Genomic DNA, 19863 nt, shown 5'->3' with positions numbered 1-19863 from the left:
TCACCTGTCTTGGAATCAAAAGTTAAATTTTTTACATATTTGGCAGCACCGACCGATGTTGCCCTATTATATTTCGTAGGTTCTTTAATGAGATCTTTCGCCTTTTCCAGTGCAGGTGCCTTGGTTATATTGACACGCCACTACTCACAGGGGTGGATCCTCAAACGAAAGAATATTTAACTTCTCTACATCCACAAGGAAGACTTGGAAAAGCGGAAGAAATAGCAAAGGCAGTTTTTTTCTTAGCAAGTGATGACGTTAGTTTTTTTAATGGTACAACTCTTCTTGTTGATGGCGACTATACTGCACAGTAAATATAAAAGGGCGAGAAAAACCCTGCTATTTTTAAATATGTAATACATTAAATATTCAAAAGATTAACTGGGCCAATCTAAGTAAAAAACTCAATTGTGAAGCTATATAAATGGAATTAAAGGATTTTAGGAAAATTTGTCCAATTCTTATAGGTAAATAAAACCTATGGGAAGGCGGACACATAATGAAAATTCTCCAAAATGAAAACATGGATTCAATTCGGGAAGTTAAAGCTCGTATGCACGGTTTAAGGGATCTGCGGATGTTTAAACGTTATCAGGCTATCCTCATGCATTTAAAAGGGCGGACTTATGTAGAAATTGCTGACCTTTTAGGATGTACTGAGCAAACCGTATGCAACTATGTAAGAGCCTATAAAGCTAACGGTTTGGAAGGGTTAGTTCCCGGACAATCTCCCGGACGCCCTTGTCAACTAACAAAGGAACAAGAAAGGGAACTCTATCAGTTAATTGTTGAGAAAAAGCCAGCTGATGTCGGATTTCCCGCGGAAATGAACTGGACCTCATTTCTTGTTCGCGATTGGATTAAGCAAACATTTGACATTGTTTATACGGACCGGGGTGTAGGAAACTATTGACTCGTTTAGGATTTAGTTACACAAAGCCAACGTATACCCTAGCAAAAGCTGACCCTGAGAAACAGGAAGCGTTCAAACAAGAATTTGAAACGATTAAAAAAAATGATGAATGACGAAATTGATCGAATTTTGTTTCAAGATGAATCCATGATCAGGGACTATCAAGCTTTACTCATACGTGGTTTCCTAAAGGACAACAAAAAGTGATACCTACTTATGGAAAACATCATGGGGTTAAATTAGTTGGTACCCTTGATTACGAAACAGGCGAAGTGTTTGTCACAGAAGAAGAACGCTATGATGCTCAAGTTTTCCTATCTTTTCTTGAAAAAGTTGTAGTCAAATACAAGGGGGAGAAGATTGTAATGATACTAGACAATGCTAAAATCCACCATGCAAAACTGATTCAACCTTTTCTCGAAGCCCATAAGGATCATCTGCAACTTGTTTTTCTTCCACCGTATAGCCCAGAGTTAAACCTCATTGGAGGTCTGTGGGGATGGTTAAAAAAATCGATTATCTATATTGTATTTTACAAGACGGTAGAAGAAATTAGATCTGCTGTCCAGACATTTATTGAACAAATCAATAAAGATCCTATGAAAATTGTTAATCGTCTATGTCTTAAGCTTTAACCATTGGTTCAGTAACGCCTCTAGCCAGATCACCAGGACCGGATTGAGCAATATATTGCCAATTACGATATTCGACAAACTCTATTAATGGCAGATATATTGTGCTTAAGTTTTGTAGAATTTTGTCACCAACATAGAAAATCGTTGCGGATCCAAATTGTTTAGTTCCGTATATATACTTATAAATAATTTCAACAAATCATTAAACAAGAGAAATGAGTAAGTGCCATTCTAGTATGATAATTAAGTTATTATATCTCGTTTAGAAATACAATGGGGAACCTTAACATAAGGGAATGGGAAAAATTTGTAATGGCCATGGTAAAATACAGAACAATCAGTGGGGAATGGAAGGCCTTCCACTGTATTTTAGGATCCTACAAAATGGTATTCAACTTTTATAATAAAAGCAGCTAATGGTAAATAGAAGGTATTATTGAAAACTTAATATCTATTTCATAAATATGTGGACAAACACCCTGTGGAGGGATGAGATGCGTTGGCTAGAAGTACAAAGACGAATTACAAATAATTGGGTTGCATTAGCAGTCATTAAGGTATGAAGGAGCATTCAAATCAAGTTTATAATATGATAAAATGATAAGTAATATTCAAAAAAATTAGCCAGATGAACAAGTAGGGATTTTTTATCATATGTTGAATGAAGGGGGGGTGAAGAGATTGGCCATAACAAAATTAAAATTACTAGGTATTTATTTATTGTTTGCTGTTGCTGGATTAATCATTGGTTATACTATCTTTGTACCTATTACCGGAAACATGGTGTTAGGATTAACAATGGGCTTTATTATTGGAGCAACTCCTGGGATGCTTATAGTTAATAAACTTGAAAAAAAATAATTGAAATCTGTAAAAGTTGTCCGGGATCATCATAAAGTATCTATGATTAAAAATCTTTTTTTTGATTAAAAATCTTTTTTTTGTTTAAAAAATGTAATTTAAAGCGTTTTCCGATGATTTGGAAAGAGACGAAGATGTTGGTTGTGGACATATTGCTCATAATTATCTAAATGTTAGAAAAGAGTAAACAGGTATCCTAAAGGATTTATTATTGATGGAAGTATAGAGAACCATGGGTTCCCGGTTTCGAGCTCAATTGGCAATTTGGTGATATGGGAGATAAGTGTTATGAAAGATAAAAGAAATAAGCTGTTATTTCGAAATTCATAACCACCTGATTGGTACGTGGAGAAAGCTTGAATCTGCTGATTAAGAATCCATTTTGGTCGATATTTCATCAAAATGGATTCTTTTTAGTGCCCCCGACAAGGGCTATAAGATTATGAAAAATATAATCAACATCGAATTTCGAAAAATATTCGATGGTTTTGATAGGTTTATTGAGAACAATAATCTGAAAAAGTATAGTATCTACGCAGTATTGGGATAGTCGTCGAGTATCCCACTTTATTCCTATATTATGGTATGATTAGAGGAGAGTGAATTATCGAATAGGATGGAACAAAAATGAAAGAGATAAGGGAAGCGCTTGCTTTATACCCCAAGAAAACAATTGATATAAATGCATTACAAGAACTATGCTCTCCTTTCATTGACAGCTATGAAGCGTTTGCTGAGAGTGTGCTTGCTTTAGAGAATGAAGGGATATTGACCATGGTAAAGAGTAGAGGACGCTCATTAAGAAAACCTTCTATAGCCTTACATTACCGTATACATAAAGCGAAACTGAAAAAGGAGCATCATCATCACATCCAACAATACCGTATCCAATTCCATCCAGATATTAATTTAGATTACTACTATCAACATGATCCCAAGCAATGGTATGAAGATTTACCATATTTAATGCGAATAGATGAATACATACGTATAAATGGTTTTCCTGCTGAAGCCATTCCAGCACCAGAGAGAAGCTATGAAATTGCTGGGGATGAGAAATGGATTACGGAGAAAAAAGGAAAAGAACTGCTTGAACGTATCCATTTATATGAAAAGATGCAGATAATGCCAGTTTCAGAGCCATTGCAATATGCAATCAACCCTGCAAGAATTCAAGATCAAACTCAATTACACTTAATTGTTGAGAATAAAACAACCTTCCAGGGAATATTGCCAGCAATCAAGCAAAGCGCTTTTGCAACGCTCATTTATGGGAGTGGAAAAGCAATTATTCAAAGTATTGAACAATTTGATCAGCAATATCCGGTAGTTGCGGCACATCACTTTTTCTATTTTGGTGACATGGATCGCGAGGGAATTGCAATTTGGCATAGTCTATCGAAAAAGATTAATGTTCGATTGGCTCTGCCTTTTTACCATGCATGTATGAAGAAGAAGCCGGCAAAGGGAAAAGGATATCAAAGGCAGCGTACAGAGGCAGAGGAAGCATTTTTCCAGTCGTTTAGCAAAGAAGAACGACTCCAAATAAAACAATTACTTGAAGAAGGCTATTATTATCCTCAAGAGATTTTAGCAGCAAAGGAACTAAAGCAAATATGGGAGGAGACAAATTGGTACGACATGATCTAGCAACAATTACAGCAGGCTATCATGAAAGAATACGCCGACTTGCATTATTTGACCCTCTAGCAGATTTAGAACGTAAACGAGAAAAGGATAGAAGCGGAAAGTATATTGATATGAAGGGTTTAGGGCTGTTGACGCTGTTATTTTTCTTTGAACAAAAGCTGATGCGCCAATATAAAACAGGGTCAAAGCAATTAGCTGCCTTTATTCAAGAGGTGACTATTGATCAGTACAACCTGGGGGCAAATGATTATCAACACCTTGCTCGAACACTTATCGACAACTTTCGTCCAAGTACAGGAATTAAAAGGACCTATCCTTTCTATAACTGGGAAACAAACAAGGAAGAGGAAATTGAGTATTCCATTTTAAAAACAAATGGCTTTAATCAGGAGAAAAATGAACAATATTATACATTGGATGATGATGGGCTTGAACTTGTTTTTGCAACAAAGGAATTTTACAGTGAATTTCAGTTATCGATTAATCAATTAATGCTCCGAAAACAACTGGAACGTGGCGAATTCAACGGTGCACTGAGACAAATTAACGAAATGCGTGTTGCCGTTGAAAATATTGATGAGCGGATGCTTGCATTAAAACAGGAAATTCAGCGTAGCATCGTATCTGAAGAAACCTTTGACCGATATAAGGCATTACTAGAAGATAGCTATAGCCGGCTGCAGCATGAAGATGATGAATTTAAAGAGCTTAGGCAATTTGTAAAAGAAACGAAAGAAAGACTCTATGCGAAGGATATCCATCGAAAAGAGCAAAAAACATATGATTTAATCCTTACCATAACAAGAGAATTAGAGGAAGTGCATTATGACCATTCTCGACTGCTGGAACAAACTTTATCATTAAAAAATACTACATTAATTACCGCACAAGAATCACTGTATTATACTGGAATTGAAGCATTTAATTTTGATTATGAAATTACATCACGTATTATCTCGGTCCCCCTTCCGCTAGAGACAATGAAAGGTGTGCTGCACCCATTCTTGACAGTTGAAGAAGAAAGGGTCTGGTCGCCGCTTTCGCTTTTTGCGGACCAGAATATTAGAGAAGACGAACAAACGGATAAGCAAATGACAATGATTGAAGCAGAGAACAGTACTGACGAGGATGTCCGGGAAAAAGAGCTGAGAAAACACTACAGGAAAATAATGGAAGAGATTTTAGCATTTATAGGCGACAAGCAGGAAGTAACACTATCCCAATTCTTTGACTATCTAACAGAGACAAATCAATCGGGGCTTTATACAACGCGATTTTTTTATGAATTCTGGTTAATTCTGCATCAGCGTTCACCAGTAGCACGAGGGGATATGGATCATGATGAGGATGGCCAATCGTTGTTAACAGAGGCATTGTACTTGCTTGGAGATGATACGTTAGTCATCACAGAAGGAAAAGAAGTGCTAAATCGATATAAACGTTATTCCATTCAAGAGATGATAATTCGATTGGAGGAATCCTAGTGCATTACAGTGAAGATAAGGTAATCAAGGCATTTCGTATATATACAACATTAGCGCGCACGTCTGTCACTGATCAAGAGGCAGTTCAGTTATATCGGGCAGATGATGATATTCGTAGTCTGTTAGATTTATATGCAAAAGAAGTAGATGCTGTCATTGTCAATACGAGTGAGCATTTATATTTAATTCCTGAAACGAAATTATCAAGCTTTCATGTAAGCAATGATTGGATTAAGCGGCATTATCTACGTTCTGGCGCAACGAATGCAGATATTTACTTGCTTTATTTTGTTACCATCATTCTATTTGGTGCTTTCTATAATTCCTATCAAACCAGACGGCCAACACGTGACTTTTTGCGTATAGATGAATGGATTTACCAAATTCAAGAACGGATTGACCAGTTGCAAGCATTGGATGAAAAAGATTTAAAGCAGATGGAAAGTGAGTTTTCCTATAACTGGAGGCAAATTGTCGAGAAGTGGAGCGATATGAATGATATAAAGGAAAATGCGAAGCGGCAGACAGGAAATACGATTAGCCGCTACAGCTTTTTAGATACAGTAAAGCGTTTTTTGCTGGACCAGGATTTAGTTGAGGACCTTGGCAATGAAGAAATAGCATTAACGGAAAAAGCAAAAACTATTATTCAGCGATTTTTCATGGAAGTAGAATATAACAAGGGAATTCTGACATTTATTTATGATATGGAGGGAGAGAAATTAGATGCCGGCGATTAGTAAAATTCGGTTAGCCAATGTCATTTATGAAGAAGGGAATAAACGATATAATGATGAATTATTTTTATTTGATGGCTACAATGGAGCGATCTTATTAGAAAACGGCGGTGGGAAAACAGTGCTTATTCAAACAGCCATTCAGGCAATGATCCCCCATACTGAACTTGCTGGTCGTAAAATAGGAAAAACCTTGGCACTAGAAAGCACACCTGCTCATATTGCGGTTGAATGGATTATTAATGAGAAGCCAAGACGTTATGTCGTTACAGCAGTCACACTTTTCACAAATAAGCATGGTGTTGAATCCCTTCGCTATGTGTATGAATACCAGCATGGCGATCCCCATGCGATTGAGGAGATACCTTTTGTGCGTCAGGTGCAAGGTGGGAAGCGTCCTGCCGATCGTGGTGAAATGCAGGATTACTATAGTATGATGAAAGATAAATCCTTGTCTGCCAATACATTTACAACAATTAAAAGCTATCGCCAGTATATAGAGGATAATTACCAAATCATTGGTACGGAATGGGAAAGCATTGTGAAAATTAACAGTTCAGAAGGCGGCGTAGAAGCTTTTTTTGAAGCGTGCAAAACGACAAACCAGCTGTTTGATCGCCTTTTGATTCCAACAGTGGAGGATGCTATCGTTGGTCATGATGAAAAGCTATTTGCCACTTTGTTTGAACAGCGCTATGCTAGTCTTAAAAATTACCAAAAGCTGAAAGAAACAATTGAGGAAAACAAAAAAATACAAGGTGAATTGGTCGCATATACAACTGCCTTTGAACGTCTTCATGAAAAGGAGCAGCAGTTTCATGAAGCAAAGCAGCGGACAAAAGGGATTTGGGAACACACCGAAAAGCAAAAGCAAGCATACGTAGCGGAAAAAGAAGCTTTAGCCGGAAAGGAGGAGAATTGGCAGCAAGATAAGCATCAGCATCAAGTAAAGCTTGCTTCTTTTAGCATTGCGGAAAAAGCAAAAGAAAAGGATCAGGCAGATAAGGAATATGAAAAAACTACTCTCCTTTTACAGGAGCAAAAAGCAAAAACAACGAACATTGAAGGACAGCACGCTGCATTGCGTTATGCTAAATTTGCAAAGGAACAACAAGCAGCACAAGATTCACTCACCTATATTCAAGAACAAATTGCATCCTTTGAAGAACAAGCAGATATAGAAGAATTAAAAAATCAATTGTATGAAGTAGAACAAACATTACATGGCGCATATCAATCCCAAATAGAGGAAATAGAAAAGCAACAGCAAGGATTAGAGCAAGAAAGGAACCCGTTACTAGATCAGATTCAACAACTAGAGAAGCAATTAATCGATTATCAGGACAAGCAGAAAAAAATGAATGATGAAATAATTAAGTTTCATTCGTTTATTGAAAGCCGTGAAAAAGATAGTGAAAAGCTGCGTCAATCCCTTCTGTCTAATCCTGAACAGGAAAAAGTAGAGGAACAATTGCCAAAATGGGAAGAACGTTACCAGGCCTTAGATGATGAATTAATTCATCTGAAGGCAGAAAGAAAAAGGTTAGCACGAGAAGTACAAGAAAAGCATCAAGAAAAAAAGCAACTGCAAGAAACACAACAACAAAAAGCATTACATTTGCAGCGTGTGAAGCAACAGTTAAATACGGCGCATAAAGAAGAGGAGCAATTGATTTATACGTTAGCGATGCTCAGAAGTGCCTGGCAGGATATAGATGGTATCCACTTGCAGCAGCAATCCATTCATGGTCAGTTGGAGAACAACCTGGAAAAGCAACGTATCGAGCGGAAAAAATGGCTTGACAGAGAACGTGTAGCACTACGTTATGTCGATGATTACGGGGGCCAAGAGACTTTCTTTAGTGATCCATTTTTATCGGAGCAAATGGAACTGTGGAAAAACCAGCTGGACTATATCGAAACGGGTGTTGACTATCTTGCGCAGCTTCCTGAAGAAAAGCAGAAAGAGCTGAAGCAGGAGGCGTTATGGTCCAGCATTATCGTTACAACTGCAAAGTCAAAGTCTAGTTTAATTGAGCGTTTAGAGCTGGTCTCTGATCGTATCATGTTTCCTGTGTTGGTTGTGACGACAGAAGAAGCAATTGCCATTACAGCTATGGATAAAGGAGACTGGATTGTACCAATTCATTGGCGACAAAACCTCAAATCCGATCAATTTGCAGAATGGAAGCAACATTTAACAGATCAGGCAAAGGAGATTACAAAAACAAGAGAAAACACTGAAAATGAAATCAAAAAATGGGAACAAGCGTTAAAACAGTTCCGTGATTTTTTAAATAAGTATCCATATGAACAGATAGCAGAATGGCAAGAACATCTGTCTAGCATGCAAACTGAAGCTGAAAAACTGGAAGTAAGCATAAACCAAGTGGATGAGCTGTTAGACGAAATGGACAGGATGATGGAAAAAAATACCAAGCGTGCTGAAGAAGCAGCGGGAGAGCGTTCCGGATTAGAAAATAAACTCCGTGATGGACAGCAATATATCCTCTATCAAAATGAAATAAAAAAGTATGAGCAGGATGCAGAGAAATATCAAGGTCAAATGCAAGATGCAGAACAAAAAGTAAAGCAGACGAAGCGTTCAATCAAGCGCTATCAAGAAGACGTTGATGAGAAAACGGAACGTATCGGCAATTTAGAAATAGAGCGGCAAAAGATTATAGGTAATCCGTATTATCAAGAGGTTGCGGCTTTGCCAGTTAGATACACGGATGAAAGCATTACAATTCTTTTAACAAAGCGGAAAGAATTGCAACTGCAAAAGGAAAGTATTACACGTCAAATTGGCGAATGGGAAGCGAAGCAGGGAACGGAGCGTCAACGTATCCTGACTGCCATGGAACGGATGGAAGAAATTGAACAAGCCTATCCTCTTGTTGATAAATCACAAACCTTCCCAGCAGATGGAGACCAATATATCGAACAACTACAAAAACAATTACAGGCTGCTAAAGCTGAATTGAATAATACCATGGAAAAATATCAATCAGCAAAACGAGTCAAGGAAATCAAAAAAGCATTACTCTCACAAGCAAAAGAAGATTTTCGAGAAAAATTTCCGAACGATAGCATCACATTGTTTACAGGAGAATTAGCGCTCGTCAAACAACAACTACAAACAGAAGAAACTGAGCTTCTAAAGCTTAAAGACTACCTTAATCAAGAGATGAAACGCGTTGGTAAGGAGCTTCACCACCTTGAAAAAGCGGAGCGGCTGCTCGAGAAGTTCATTGAAGGATATCATTTTAATGCACCTGGCATCACGAGTATCTCACTAAGCGAACAAGCAGCAATCGACTTTCAATATTATTGCGTACGTTTTGCAGAAGAAATGACAGAAGAACTAAAAGAAAAGAAGCAGGTTGTTGAAGAGGAAAAAGAGCATATAACAGCAGCAAAGGATCGGTTTCGCGCTTTTTGCCGTAATCATATTACAGATCGAAAGTTACAGCAGATGGCCATTCAAGGCGTGGAACAAAAAAGAGCATATGAAGATGTTATCACTTTTAAACAGAATATGTTTACAAGTATACAGCGAATCACAAAATATGCGAATGAACATATCCGTAAAAGTGATGAAGAGTTACAGCTTTTTATTAATCAAATTCACACACATCTACAAACATTAGTAGAAGAACTCGAACAAATTCCAAAGAAAACGCGAGTAAAGGCGGATGACTGGAAACAAATTTATAGCTTTTCGATACCAAAATGGGAACCTGAGGATGGAAAACTAAGAATTCGTCATCATATGGAGTGGATCATTAAACAGTTAGAAAATGATAAATATCGTAACGATGAGGGTCATCAGGATACACCCAAAATACGCACCGATTTAGAAAGATGGCTCAGCTCGAAGCAATTGCTGAAGGTTGTCATGGACCGGGATGTCCTGAAGGTTCACTGTCGTAAAGTTACGAATGATAATCAAATTTCTACACGGTCGTTTTCATGGGAGCAAAGCAATGTCTGGTCTGGAGGAGAGAAGTGGAGTAAAAATATGACGCTCTTCTTAGGGATTTTAAAATATGTTGCAGAGAAGAAAAAGGCAAACTTAACGAACAGGTCAGTTATTTTAGATAATCCATTTGGAGAAGCATCCAGTGAACATGTGTTAAGTCCCGTCTTTTTCATCGCAGAACAGCTGGGCTTTCAAATGATTGCTTTAACTGCGCATGCAGAAGGAAAGTTTCTCCAAGATTATTTTCCGATTATTTATAGCTGCCGATTACGTGCATCAAAAGAGGCAAGCAAGAAGGTGATGACAACAGAAAAATGGTTGCATCACGCCTACTTTCAAGATCATGAGCCAGCCGTGATCAATCGATTGGGTCAGACGGAGCAGCTTGATTTGTTTGGGGAGTGATGGGTTAACCCTTTTCGGTACCCTTCTTACCGTCTAAGTATTGGAACAGATCTTTGCCATGGGAAAATATTATTTTAATATTCGATCCCAAATACCGTGTTGCAGATAATCTTGGAACTGCACTTGGTGAAATGCATAAATATCGTGATGGGATCATTCACAGCAAAATAGGAGAAAGGGCTGTGCAAAATGTATATATTGTAACTCCGACAAACTCTAAAGCCGCCCAGAAAATAAAGTATTTCGATAAAGCTTATCATGAGAAGTATGGCATGGGTGCTTTACAGTTGATTCCAGGCAACGGTTTGAATGAATTAAAGGAAAAGCTTGAAGAATGTGTGAGAGAATTCCTTTAATCAAACGAAACTCACTGGGACAGGAGCCAGCTGATTGTTCTTCAGTGCTAGCTGCCAAGGTACCGACATTATTCAGGACGCATGCCGCAAATACGAATTATTTCTTGATCACTAAGTGTGCAATCGGTACTTAAAATGGTAAGCCAGCCCCTCTTTTTGTTTCGATTACGTACAAAAACGATATCTACAGGTACACCATTCACCTGTGTGGTATAAACAGAACGTGGAACGCCATTTTTCCTATCAGCTGGCTTTGCCAGCCTCAAAGTTGTCAAGCTAAAACCTTGTCTATTAATAGGTAGCGTTGCTTTGGCTTCCTTATCTAATTTCTTTTGTTTTTCAATTTGATAAAAGGAAATAAAAAAGGTAGTTAGACCCCCATAGCCTTCAAGCTAACAGCAGGGCCATTTTTTCGGAACTACCTTTTCACTTAGCTTGATGGCTATGGGGACGGGGCCCCGCCAGCGGAACTGATAAGTGATTGTCCGTGGTACGCTGTTTAGGTGGTTGGAGCCCTAAAGGCTGTTTTTTCGCCATTCGCCATTAAAACCACTACCACGGAACAAGCAAGGTCAAGGGTGGTGGGATTGTTGCTATATCAATAGCAATATATACTGGCTCTCACCTTTGCATTCACTGGCTCTATTATCCGCAAACGGTGGCTCAAAACGCTGCACTAGTGGCTCATTCTTTCCGCAATACTCATCTATTTGACGCTTACGAAGTGGCTCAAAATTCAATTATCAAATACACCAATATCAACATTATTTTAAATAGGACTCAATAATTTTAAATACGCACTAATAGGTATTCCTTCTGCCGACTTTACCTGAGCTTCGTACCACATGAACTGTCATTCATAAAAGCACGCAGGAATCTCAATGGGATAGTTTCCGAAAACATGGTTCCATCATTCCTATCCTCCGTTGTAAAGTTGAAATTTGGTATATAAATTCCCTGTGTTTCACGCCGAAAGGCGTTTATCACAGAACTTGTCGCACGCACCCGTTTGTTGAAAACTAATTTAATAGGTTACCCCTTTATTAGAAAAAACCGGGTTTTATATTGTGTTAAATCATCTTTAGATAATTTATCTTCTAATTATTTCCCAATTTTTTGGTGTATCATGTTCATTGTTCTATTAATTGCTCTCCTGAATTCTTCTTATTTCTTGATGTCTATCTTCAATATATTTCGCAATACTTGAATGATCGCCATAGATAAACTTACTATTAATACCTAACCTATCTAATGACTTCAATATGTTCCTTTTATTAGTAACTTTAATTGTTTTTGTTGGCTCTATTTTCTGTGTTGCTAATAAAGCATTTCCTTTACTGATGATATAATTTTGATATAAGAATAATCCATTTTGATTAATTCCTCTTTTAAAGTTCATAATGGGTTTATAGATCATCGGAACAATTCCTGATAGTTCCTTGGAGATGGGAGATATCCTGTGTTTTTTTAATCTAATAAAACCTCTTAAAACAATAAAATAATAAAGACCTTTTTGTTCATTAGTTCTATAATTATCGAAGTGATCCATTATACGTTTATTAGGGTCATTTATAGCAATATGGTGTAACATATCTACCAAAAACGCTTCATCCTTACCCTTGGTTATTGTTAATGTTTCATCATCATTAACCAGTCTATGGAAATCTTGACATATTAAATAAAAATACCTTTCTAAAAGTTCGTTACTTTCACTGCCAATCCCCCAAAAGTATCTAATTAAGTGGTCAACAACTTCATCTTCATTACTACATATAATATCTAATATGTTGGTTTCATCTGATTTCTGAAAGAAAGGTGTAATATCTAGAACTGGTGATTCAAATATGTATACATAACCTGTATCATCTTTTTGATTACTTACTGCAAAATATAATCCGACTAATGGATTTTGCGAAAAATCTAATAAGTTTGTTTTTATGCCGTGATGTTGAGAATAAGCTAAAAAATGTCCCCTGGTATCATTTCCAATCTCATTCCATACTTCGTATCTGAAAGCATCAATATTTTTCTGAAAAGGAAGTTTGATTCCTGTTTTATATCCTTCAGTTGGTTCTTCCCTAAAAGCGGATGCATTAAAAGTTGGTATATTGTTATTTTCTTCATAAAAATTTTCTGATTCACCTCTATATATAATAGGTGAAACTGATTCAGTTACTGGATCTACTTCTAAACTTTCTATTATTTCAATATAATCTTTTAGACTGCTAACACTATAATCATAAGCGATTTCAATTTTTATAATTTTAATCACCTCTACTTTAATACTATTATAAACTTATAGTTACAAACTACAAAAATATGTAATACTCACACAAAACGTAAATAATCCAGAGAGTAAAATGATACAACAATGTTTATTTAATATCTTCATCTTCAATGCTATCATTACACTCAAAAATGTACACTAAGTAAAAGATAATAATGGGAAAAAACGACGAATACTACTTAAAAAAGGCATACGTATCCTACCTTCACAAAATGGCCGTTTTTTATTGTTACCTGTGGATAAAAGAACAGGGAAATGGCCGTTTATTCACATATCCACCTGTGAATAAAATTAATTAGCCCCTTTCAAACGGTTGCCTGTCCATCCAATATTGATTTCGCCTGTTTGGCGGTACGCCATTTTGCCATAATGTGCATGGTCATCATACAGCGATCTACATGAGCCTCAACGGCTTGCTTTCCACGTTTATGAACGCGCCGCAGACTGTAACCATCTGTCATGATACCAAATATCCGTTCGATTATCGTTCTATTGCTATATAACGCCTTATACGTTCGGCTATGTTGAGGTAGTTCCGGGTCCACTTGTGGCGTTAGACTAAAGCCGACTCTAAAGGCTCTGCCTTGCGTAGCCCCATTACAACACTCCACATGTTTCGCAAATGGACAAGTGGGGCCATCCTGCTTGGCTTTTGAATGGAACACAGGACATGTGAAAATATATTGCTCTTTTTCCCGATCCGATCCCCTAAGTTCCATCTTATGCCCACTAATGCGGACAGGAGTTCCGTAACGGTCGATTATGTCAATACCTTGAGCATCATTGATTTATCTTTACGGTTGCGCGGATTGATGGGGGCCACCAGTTTCGCTTGTACTACCTCTTTTGTCATTTCCTGATTTTCCGGTGTTTGGTAGATCCCATCAGCTAGGAAGTGGGTTCCAATGTTTTGCCATCATGGGTATTTCCTTTGCATATTTTTCTCGTCAATGGCAAACCGATTCCACACCGCACACCATGGACAGCTTATGTGCAATGTAGGAGACTGCATTGCTTTTACGCATAACTCCCACGTTGTCATCCGTCGGAATTTCTGGACAATCACATACGCCTTCACAGGAGCACGTCTTCATTGTTTTATTCAGTGTTGATTCCGCCTCAACATGCGTATTATCCACAGCAATTGCCTCTTCATATCTTTCAACAACGCCCTCTTTTATATTATATTATATTCAACCATCAACTGCCGGGCCTTTTCCCAAAGAGCATATTTCGTCATAATTTGATCAAAACGGGCGAAGGAACGATAGCTTGGAAGCTTTTCTTCAAATCTGCACATTTTAGCAAATAACGGATTCGATATCACCTGTAAATATACGCTTTCCACCATCACTTCAATATATTGCAACGACGCCAACTCAAAGGCACGGAAGAAAGGCATAAATGGATGCGGTTTCCTTCCGGTGGCCGATGGATGAAACCCTACAGATTGCGCTTCATTAGCATTATCTTGAGCGCCTTTTAGATGTAAATATAAAAAGTGATAATATTCTTGTTCAGGATTATGAGGGGGGAGCCGTATCATAAATAGAGGCAAAAAAATTGATATAGATAGGGTGGTAATTCTATATCGGAAGCGGGTATTGAAAATGTGTGTTCATTATCCGTTTCACGATATAATAAGTGGGTAAGTGTAAGGGTTTTGCATTATGAATAATTGGGAACCAAGAGCATTATATTGCCCGATTTGGTATGTACGGCTTGTTATTTACAATGCAAGGTATCTCTTAAATCGAATTAATATTAAAGTGTAGTATAATATGTTTATAAAAGAAATGAGGAGTAATAATCATGATTACAGGTGAATTACGAAGCAAAGTCGATAAGATTTGGGAATCATTTTGGACGGGTGGAATTACAAACCCACTTACCGTTATTGAACAATTTACATATTTACTTTATATAAAAGGTTTAGACGATCGTGAAAAGAGAGGAGAAATGGATTCGGAATTACTGGGAACTCCTTATGAAGGGATTTTTCCTAAAGATCAACCTGAACTAAGATGGAGCACATTTTCACAAATGGGCCCGGAAGAAATGTTTGAAGTAGTTTCTCAGAAAGTATTTCCATTTATTAAAGGAATGGGTGGAGATGGTTCTGCTTATTCAGAGCACATTAAAGATGCCGTGTTTGTAATCCCATCGCCGGCTTTATTATCTCGAGTTGTCGCAGGTATTAGTGATCTTCCGAAGACAACGAGTGCTGACAGTGAAGTTGATTCATTAGGGGACCTATACGAGTATCTACTATCAAAATTACAGAGTTCTGGAACAAACGGACAATTTAGAACCCCGAGACAAATTATTGATATGATGGTTGCGCTAATGAAGCCAACCCCGCAAGATACGATTGTTGATCCAGCGGCAGGTACGGCAGGATTCCTAGTATCGGCTAGTGAATATCTAAGAAAAAACCATAACGATTTGTTTTACACGAGGGACTTAAAAGAACATTTCCACAATACGATGTTTAATGGGTTTGAAATTGATACAACGATGTTAAGAATTAGTACGATGAATATGATGCTTCACGGTATTGATAATCCTAATATTCGTTATCAAGATAGCTTAAACGAGCAAAATAAAGAGCAAGAAAAATATACATTAGTACTCGCGAATCCACCTTTTACTGGTTCACTCGATTATGATGCAGTGTCAGATGATTTATTAAAAGTGACGAAAACAAAGAAAACAGAATTGCTATTCTTAGCTTTATTTTTACGCCTACTAAAAAAAGGCGGACGTGCAGCAGTAATCGTACCTGATGGTGTTTTATTTGGTGCATCTAATGCCCATAAAGCAATTCGAAAAGAAATATTGGAAAACAATAAACTAGAAGCTGTTATTAGTATGCCGAGCGGAATATTTAAGCCATATGCAGGAGTTTCAACAGGAGTGCTCATCTTTACGAAAACAGGGTCTGGCGGAACAGATCATGTTTGGTTTTATGATATGGAGAGTGATGGGTTTTCATTAGATGATAAACGAAGTCCTATTGAGAAGAATGATATTCCGGATATTATTGAAAGATTTCATAGTTTAAATAAAGAAAAGGAGAGAAAACGAACAGATAAGTCGTTCTTCGTTCCTTTTGAAGAGATTAAAGAGAATGATTATGATTTGTCGATTAATAAATATAAAGAAGTTATGTATGAAGAGATTGAGTATGAAGATCCTAAAGTGTTAATGAAAACCATACTCTCGTTGGAAGAGGAAATAAAACTTAACCTTGATCAAATTAATGATGAGTTAAAGGAATTTGAATAATATGAGGAAATTTTTAATCAAAGACTTATTTGATATAAAAAAAGGGCGCAAAGAAAAAGAGAATAATGATGTAGGAGTACGATATATTCAAATAGAAGATATTAGGAATGATAACAACCTTAAGTTGTGTGAAGAGCACGAAAAAAATATACTAGTTAATAATAATGATTTAGTAATTGCCTGGGATGGTGCAAATGCCGGCACAGTTGGATTTAACGTAAGCGGCGCATTAGGAAGTACGTTGGGTAGACTTCGTTTAAAAGAAAGTATGGATCCAAACTCTGTAAATACTCATTACATCGGATATTATTTAAAATCCAAAGAAAATTACTTAAAGGAAAACACAACTGGAGCAACTATACCTCACGTCTCTAGAAATGTATTGGAATCTATCGAAGTATCTTTACCTTCTATAAACATTCAAAACAAAATTGTAGAGATTTTAAATCGGTTAGTAGAGACAAAATTATTAAGGCAACAACAAATCGAAGCTTTATCAGCTTTAAAAGAAAGTATTTTCTTGGATATGTTTGGGGATCCCAATATAAATGCTAATAATTATGAAACAAAAAGAATAGATGAATTATGTATTAGTATTATAGGTGGGGGAACTCCATCCAAAAAAAATCCTGAATACTATATTGGTAATATACCCTGGGTGACACCAAAAGATATGAAAAGGGAACACATAAATTATACTACTGATTATATAAATGAAGAAGCAATAGCAAACAGTTCTGCTAAATTAGTGCCAAAAAACTCACTTCTTATAGTTATAAGAAGTGGTATTTTGAAACATACACTTCCTGTAGCTATTAATACTAAAGATGTAACAATAAATCAAGATATGAAAGCATTTGTAATCGATGAATCTCAAGTTACAACAGACTATCTTTTTTATTATTTTAAAGCTATGGAGAGATCATTGCTATCTAAGGTCCGGTCAGTTACTGCGCATAATTTAAATTTCAATGAGTTAAAAAAATTGGAAGCACCAATACCAGATATTCACAGACAACGAGAGTTTTCAAGAAAAATCAATAATATCAACAAAAGTTTGGAAAAGATAAATGAACAGAGAATTAATTTTGAATTGCTATACGATTCATTAATACACAAAGCCTTCAACGGCGAACTATTCAAAGAAGGAATGAAAGTATAACTAAAGTACGAAAGAAGGTGCAACAATTGACCAACTTTGAATTTCTAAAAGAAAAAGATCAATACAAATCCTTTTCAAGTGCTTGTCTTGAAGCCGAGAAAAGTTTACAAATCAGCCCTGCTACGACAGCTATTTTGTCAAGGAGGGCTTTAGAGCTTGCAGTGAAATGGACTTATAGCTTTGACGAAGGGTTAAAACTTCCTTACGATGATCGATTATCAGCATTAATACACGAACAAACATTTAGAGATATTATTGATGATGGCCTTTTCCCTTTACTTCGCTATATTGTGAAATTGGGTAATGTGGCTGTGCATACAAATTCAAATATTTCCCGTGAGGAAGCCATCACCTCTTTACGAAACCTGCACGAGTTTGTGAGTTGGATTGATTATTGTTATTCCGTTGAGCATACAGCCAAAGCGTTTAATGAAGAAGTGTTATTAACAGGTAGCGAAACTCGGAAGCGAAAAGAAGAATATCAAGATTTATTTGAAAAACTAAGCGCAAAAGATCGTAAATTAGAAGACATGATTGCTGAAAACGAGAAGCTTAGAAAACAAGTTACAGAGACCCGTATCCACAATCAACAGGAAAAAGATTATGACTTTAAAGTGGATAAGATTTCTGAATATGAGACACGGAAACGTTATATCGATGTTGATTTGAAATTAGCGGGATGGACATTTGATAAAGATATTTTAATCGAATATAAAGTAACGGGTATGCCTAATGCAAAAGGTGTCGGGTATGTTGATTATGTATTATTTGGCGATAATGGCAAGCCTCTAGCTCTTATTGAAGCAAAAAGAACTTCAGTTAGTGTGAATCAAGGAAAACAACAAGCAAAACTTTACGCTGACTGTTTGGAAGCTATGCATGGTCAACGGCCTATTATCTTTTTAACAAATGGTTTTGAATCAAGGGTTTGGGATGACACAGAATATCCAGATCGTAAAGTTTCTGGTGTGTACTCCAAGCCTGATTTAATAAAGTTAGTGGAGCGTAGACAGTTAAAACGTTCATTACAAAATATCGAAATAAAAGATGACATAACGAACCGTGTGTATCAAAAAGAAGCCATTGTAAATGTGTGTGAAGCATTTGAATCGAAACAACGCGAAGCTTTACTTGTAATGGCGACGGGATCGGGAAAAACAAGAGTCTCTATTTCGATTGTAGATGTACTAGTACGTCATAACTGGGTAAAGAACGTATTATTCTTAGCTGATAGAAAAGAGTTAGTAAGACAGGCAAAAAACTCCTTTAATAATTTAGTACCATCACTTAGTTTATGTAATTTACTAGATGATAAAGAGAGCCCAGAGTTATCTAGAGTAGTATTCTCTACCTATCAAACAATGATGAATGCAATTGATGGAACGAAGCGTGAGGACGGGAAAACTTTATTTACGCCAGGGCATTTTGATTTAATTATTATCGATGAAAGCCATCGAAGTATCTATAAGAAATACCGTGCTATCTTTGATTACTTTGATAGCCTCCTCGTTGGATTAACGGCAACTCCCAAGGATGAAATAGATTTCAATACATACGAGATTTTCGGTCTTGAATCAGGAAATCCGACATATGCTTATGAACTTGAACAAGCAATTAAAGAGAAGTATTTAGTCGATTACAGAACAATAGAGTCTGTTTCTAAATTTATGGAAGACGGAATTTACTATGATGATCTATCCGAAGAAGAAAAGCAAATGTATGAGGAGACGTTCGATGAGGAAGAAACATTCTCTGACTATATCAGTGGTTCAGCACTAAATGAGTGGCTGTTTAACAACCATACTGTCGATCATGTATTGAATGAATTGATGGAAAAGGGAATTAAAGTAGCTGGTGGCGATCGAATCGGCAAGACAATTATTTTTGCTAAGAACGCAAAACATGCAGAACATATTGTTGATCGATTTAATCATTTATATCCGCACTATAGCGGCAAGTTTTGTCAACAAGTAGACTATAGGAGCTTTTTGCGCTGTATCATTTTTTGGTGTATGAACAAAAAATAAGGGCATTATTTTTTTTGTGAAAAGTTGAATTTTACTCCTTTTTTTGTATAAAAAAGGATGCGTTGCTGTTTTC

The 19863-nt window shown here is 36.7% G+C and carries 13 protein-coding genes and 3 pseudogenes; 12 read left to right on the top strand and 4 right to left on the bottom strand.

The features are described from left to right. The 9 genes and pseudogenes from MUB24_RS21520 to MUB24_RS21470 all read left to right on the top strand — a co-directional run. A partial coding sequence (locus tag MUB24_RS21520) for a hypothetical protein (RefSeq protein WP_244707578.1) occupies nt 1-180 on the top strand: 180 nt, incomplete at its 5' end. After that, nucleotides 117-314, top strand: a pseudogene (locus tag MUB24_RS21515) (SDR family oxidoreductase); the annotation flags it as partial. The gene MUB24_RS21520 and the pseudogene MUB24_RS21515, both read left to right, overlap by 64 nt. A gap of 209 nt (nt 315-523) precedes the next feature. Then, nucleotides 524-1548: pseudogene (locus tag MUB24_RS23775) on the top strand (IS630 family transposase). A 681-nt stretch (nt 1549-2229) separates the two neighbouring features. After that, nucleotides 2230-2409 carry a hypothetical protein gene (locus MUB24_RS21495; RefSeq protein WP_244707574.1) on the top strand — a complete coding sequence of 60 codons (180 nt, stop codon included), beginning with the start codon at nt 2230-2232 and terminating at the stop codon, nt 2407-2409. Nucleotides 2410-3036: 627 nt separating this feature from the next. Then, nucleotides 3037-4059 (top strand): Wadjet anti-phage system protein JetD domain-containing protein, encoded by a 1023-nt coding sequence (locus MUB24_RS21490; RefSeq protein ID WP_244707573.1) that lies wholly within the window; start codon nt 3037-3039, stop codon nt 4057-4059. Continuing rightward, entirely contained in the window at nt 4041-5543 is a 1503-nt protein-coding gene (locus MUB24_RS21485; protein WP_244707572.1) for a replicative DNA helicase, read from the top strand. The genes MUB24_RS21490 and MUB24_RS21485 overlap by 19 nt, the downstream gene beginning before the upstream one ends. After that, on the top strand, nt 5543-6283 hold the full coding sequence (locus MUB24_RS21480) for a DUF6063 family protein (protein WP_244707571.1): 741 nt from the start codon (nt 5543-5545) through the stop codon (nt 6281-6283). The genes MUB24_RS21485 and MUB24_RS21480 overlap by 1 nt, the downstream gene beginning before the upstream one ends. Then, complete coding sequence (locus MUB24_RS21475; RefSeq protein ID WP_244707570.1) at nt 6270-10670, top strand: coiled-coil domain-containing protein; 4401 nt, start codon at nt 6270-6272, stop codon at nt 10668-10670. The genes MUB24_RS21480 and MUB24_RS21475 overlap by 14 nt, the downstream gene beginning before the upstream one ends. A 53-nt stretch (nt 10671-10723) precedes the next feature. After that, nucleotides 10724-11026: a nuclease domain-containing protein gene (locus MUB24_RS21470; RefSeq protein WP_244707569.1), complete on the top strand. Its 303-nt coding sequence runs from the start codon at nt 10724-10726 to the stop codon at nt 11024-11026. 68 nt (nt 11027-11094) lie between these two features. Here MUB24_RS21470 and MUB24_RS21465 read toward each other — a convergent pair whose 3' ends face one another. The 4 genes from MUB24_RS21465 to MUB24_RS21450 form a co-directional block, all read right to left on the bottom strand. Beyond that, complete coding sequence (locus tag MUB24_RS21465) at nt 11095-11301, bottom strand: hypothetical protein (RefSeq protein WP_244707579.1); 207 nt, start codon at nt 11299-11301, stop codon at nt 11095-11097. A gap of 866 nt (nt 11302-12167) precedes the next feature. Further along, nucleotides 12168-13298 carry an FRG domain-containing protein gene (locus MUB24_RS21460; protein ID WP_244707568.1) on the bottom strand — a complete coding sequence of 377 codons (1131 nt, stop codon included), beginning with the start codon at nt 13296-13298 and terminating at the stop codon, nt 12168-12170. Nucleotides 13299-13618: 320 nt separating this feature from the next. Continuing rightward, nucleotides 13619-14032 carry a transposase gene (locus MUB24_RS21455; protein WP_244707567.1) on the bottom strand — a complete coding sequence of 138 codons (414 nt, stop codon included), beginning with the start codon at nt 14030-14032 and terminating at the stop codon, nt 13619-13621. 458 nt (nt 14033-14490) lie between these two features. Continuing rightward, on the bottom strand, nt 14491-14682 hold the full coding sequence (locus MUB24_RS21450) for a hypothetical protein (RefSeq protein WP_244707566.1): 192 nt from the start codon (nt 14680-14682) through the stop codon (nt 14491-14493). A 443-nt stretch (nt 14683-15125) separates the two neighbouring features. Between MUB24_RS21450 and MUB24_RS21445 the strand changes: the two genes are divergently transcribed. From MUB24_RS21445 to MUB24_RS21435, 3 genes and pseudogenes are all read left to right on the top strand, one after another. Next, nucleotides 15126-16601, top strand: a complete 1476-nt coding sequence (locus tag MUB24_RS21445) for a type I restriction-modification system subunit M (RefSeq protein ID WP_244707565.1) — start codon at nt 15126-15128, stop codon at nt 16599-16601. 1 nt (nt 16602) lies between these two features. Beyond that, nucleotides 16603-17763: a restriction endonuclease subunit S gene (locus MUB24_RS21440; RefSeq protein ID WP_244707564.1), complete on the top strand. Its 1161-nt coding sequence runs from the start codon at nt 16603-16605 to the stop codon at nt 17761-17763. A 26-nt stretch (nt 17764-17789) separates the two neighbouring features. Continuing rightward, nucleotides 17790-19742, top strand: a pseudogene (locus MUB24_RS21435) (DEAD/DEAH box helicase family protein); the annotation flags it as partial. Between the last annotated feature and the right edge of the window lie 121 nt (nt 19743-19863).

Source organism: Lederbergia sp. NSJ-179 (genome assembly GCF_022867885.1).
GTDB lineage: Bacteria > Bacillota > Bacilli > Bacillales > Bacillaceae_C > Lederbergia.
The sequence above is the reverse complement of the archived record's forward strand: the minus strand, read 5'-3'. Positions and strand labels throughout refer to the sequence as shown.

Bases quoted from the DNA above. Each gene is read 5' to 3' on its own strand.
- MUB24_RS21455 (WP_244707567.1), bottom strand. From the start codon at position 14,032: ATGGAACTTAGGGGATCGGATCGGGAAAAAGAGCAATATATTTTCACA.
- MUB24_RS21490 (WP_244707573.1), top strand. From the start codon at position 3,037: ATGAAAGAGATAAGGGAAGCGCTTGCTTTATACCCCAAGAAAACAATT.
- MUB24_RS21475 (WP_244707570.1), top strand. From the start codon at position 6,270: ATGCCGGCGATTAGTAAAATTCGGTTAGCCAATGTCATTTATGAAGAA.
- MUB24_RS21445 (WP_244707565.1), top strand. From the start codon at position 15,126: ATGATTACAGGTGAATTACGAAGCAAAGTCGATAAGATTTGGGAATCA.
- MUB24_RS21440 (WP_244707564.1), top strand. From the start codon at position 16,603: ATGAGGAAATTTTTAATCAAAGACTTATTTGATATAAAAAAAGGGCGC.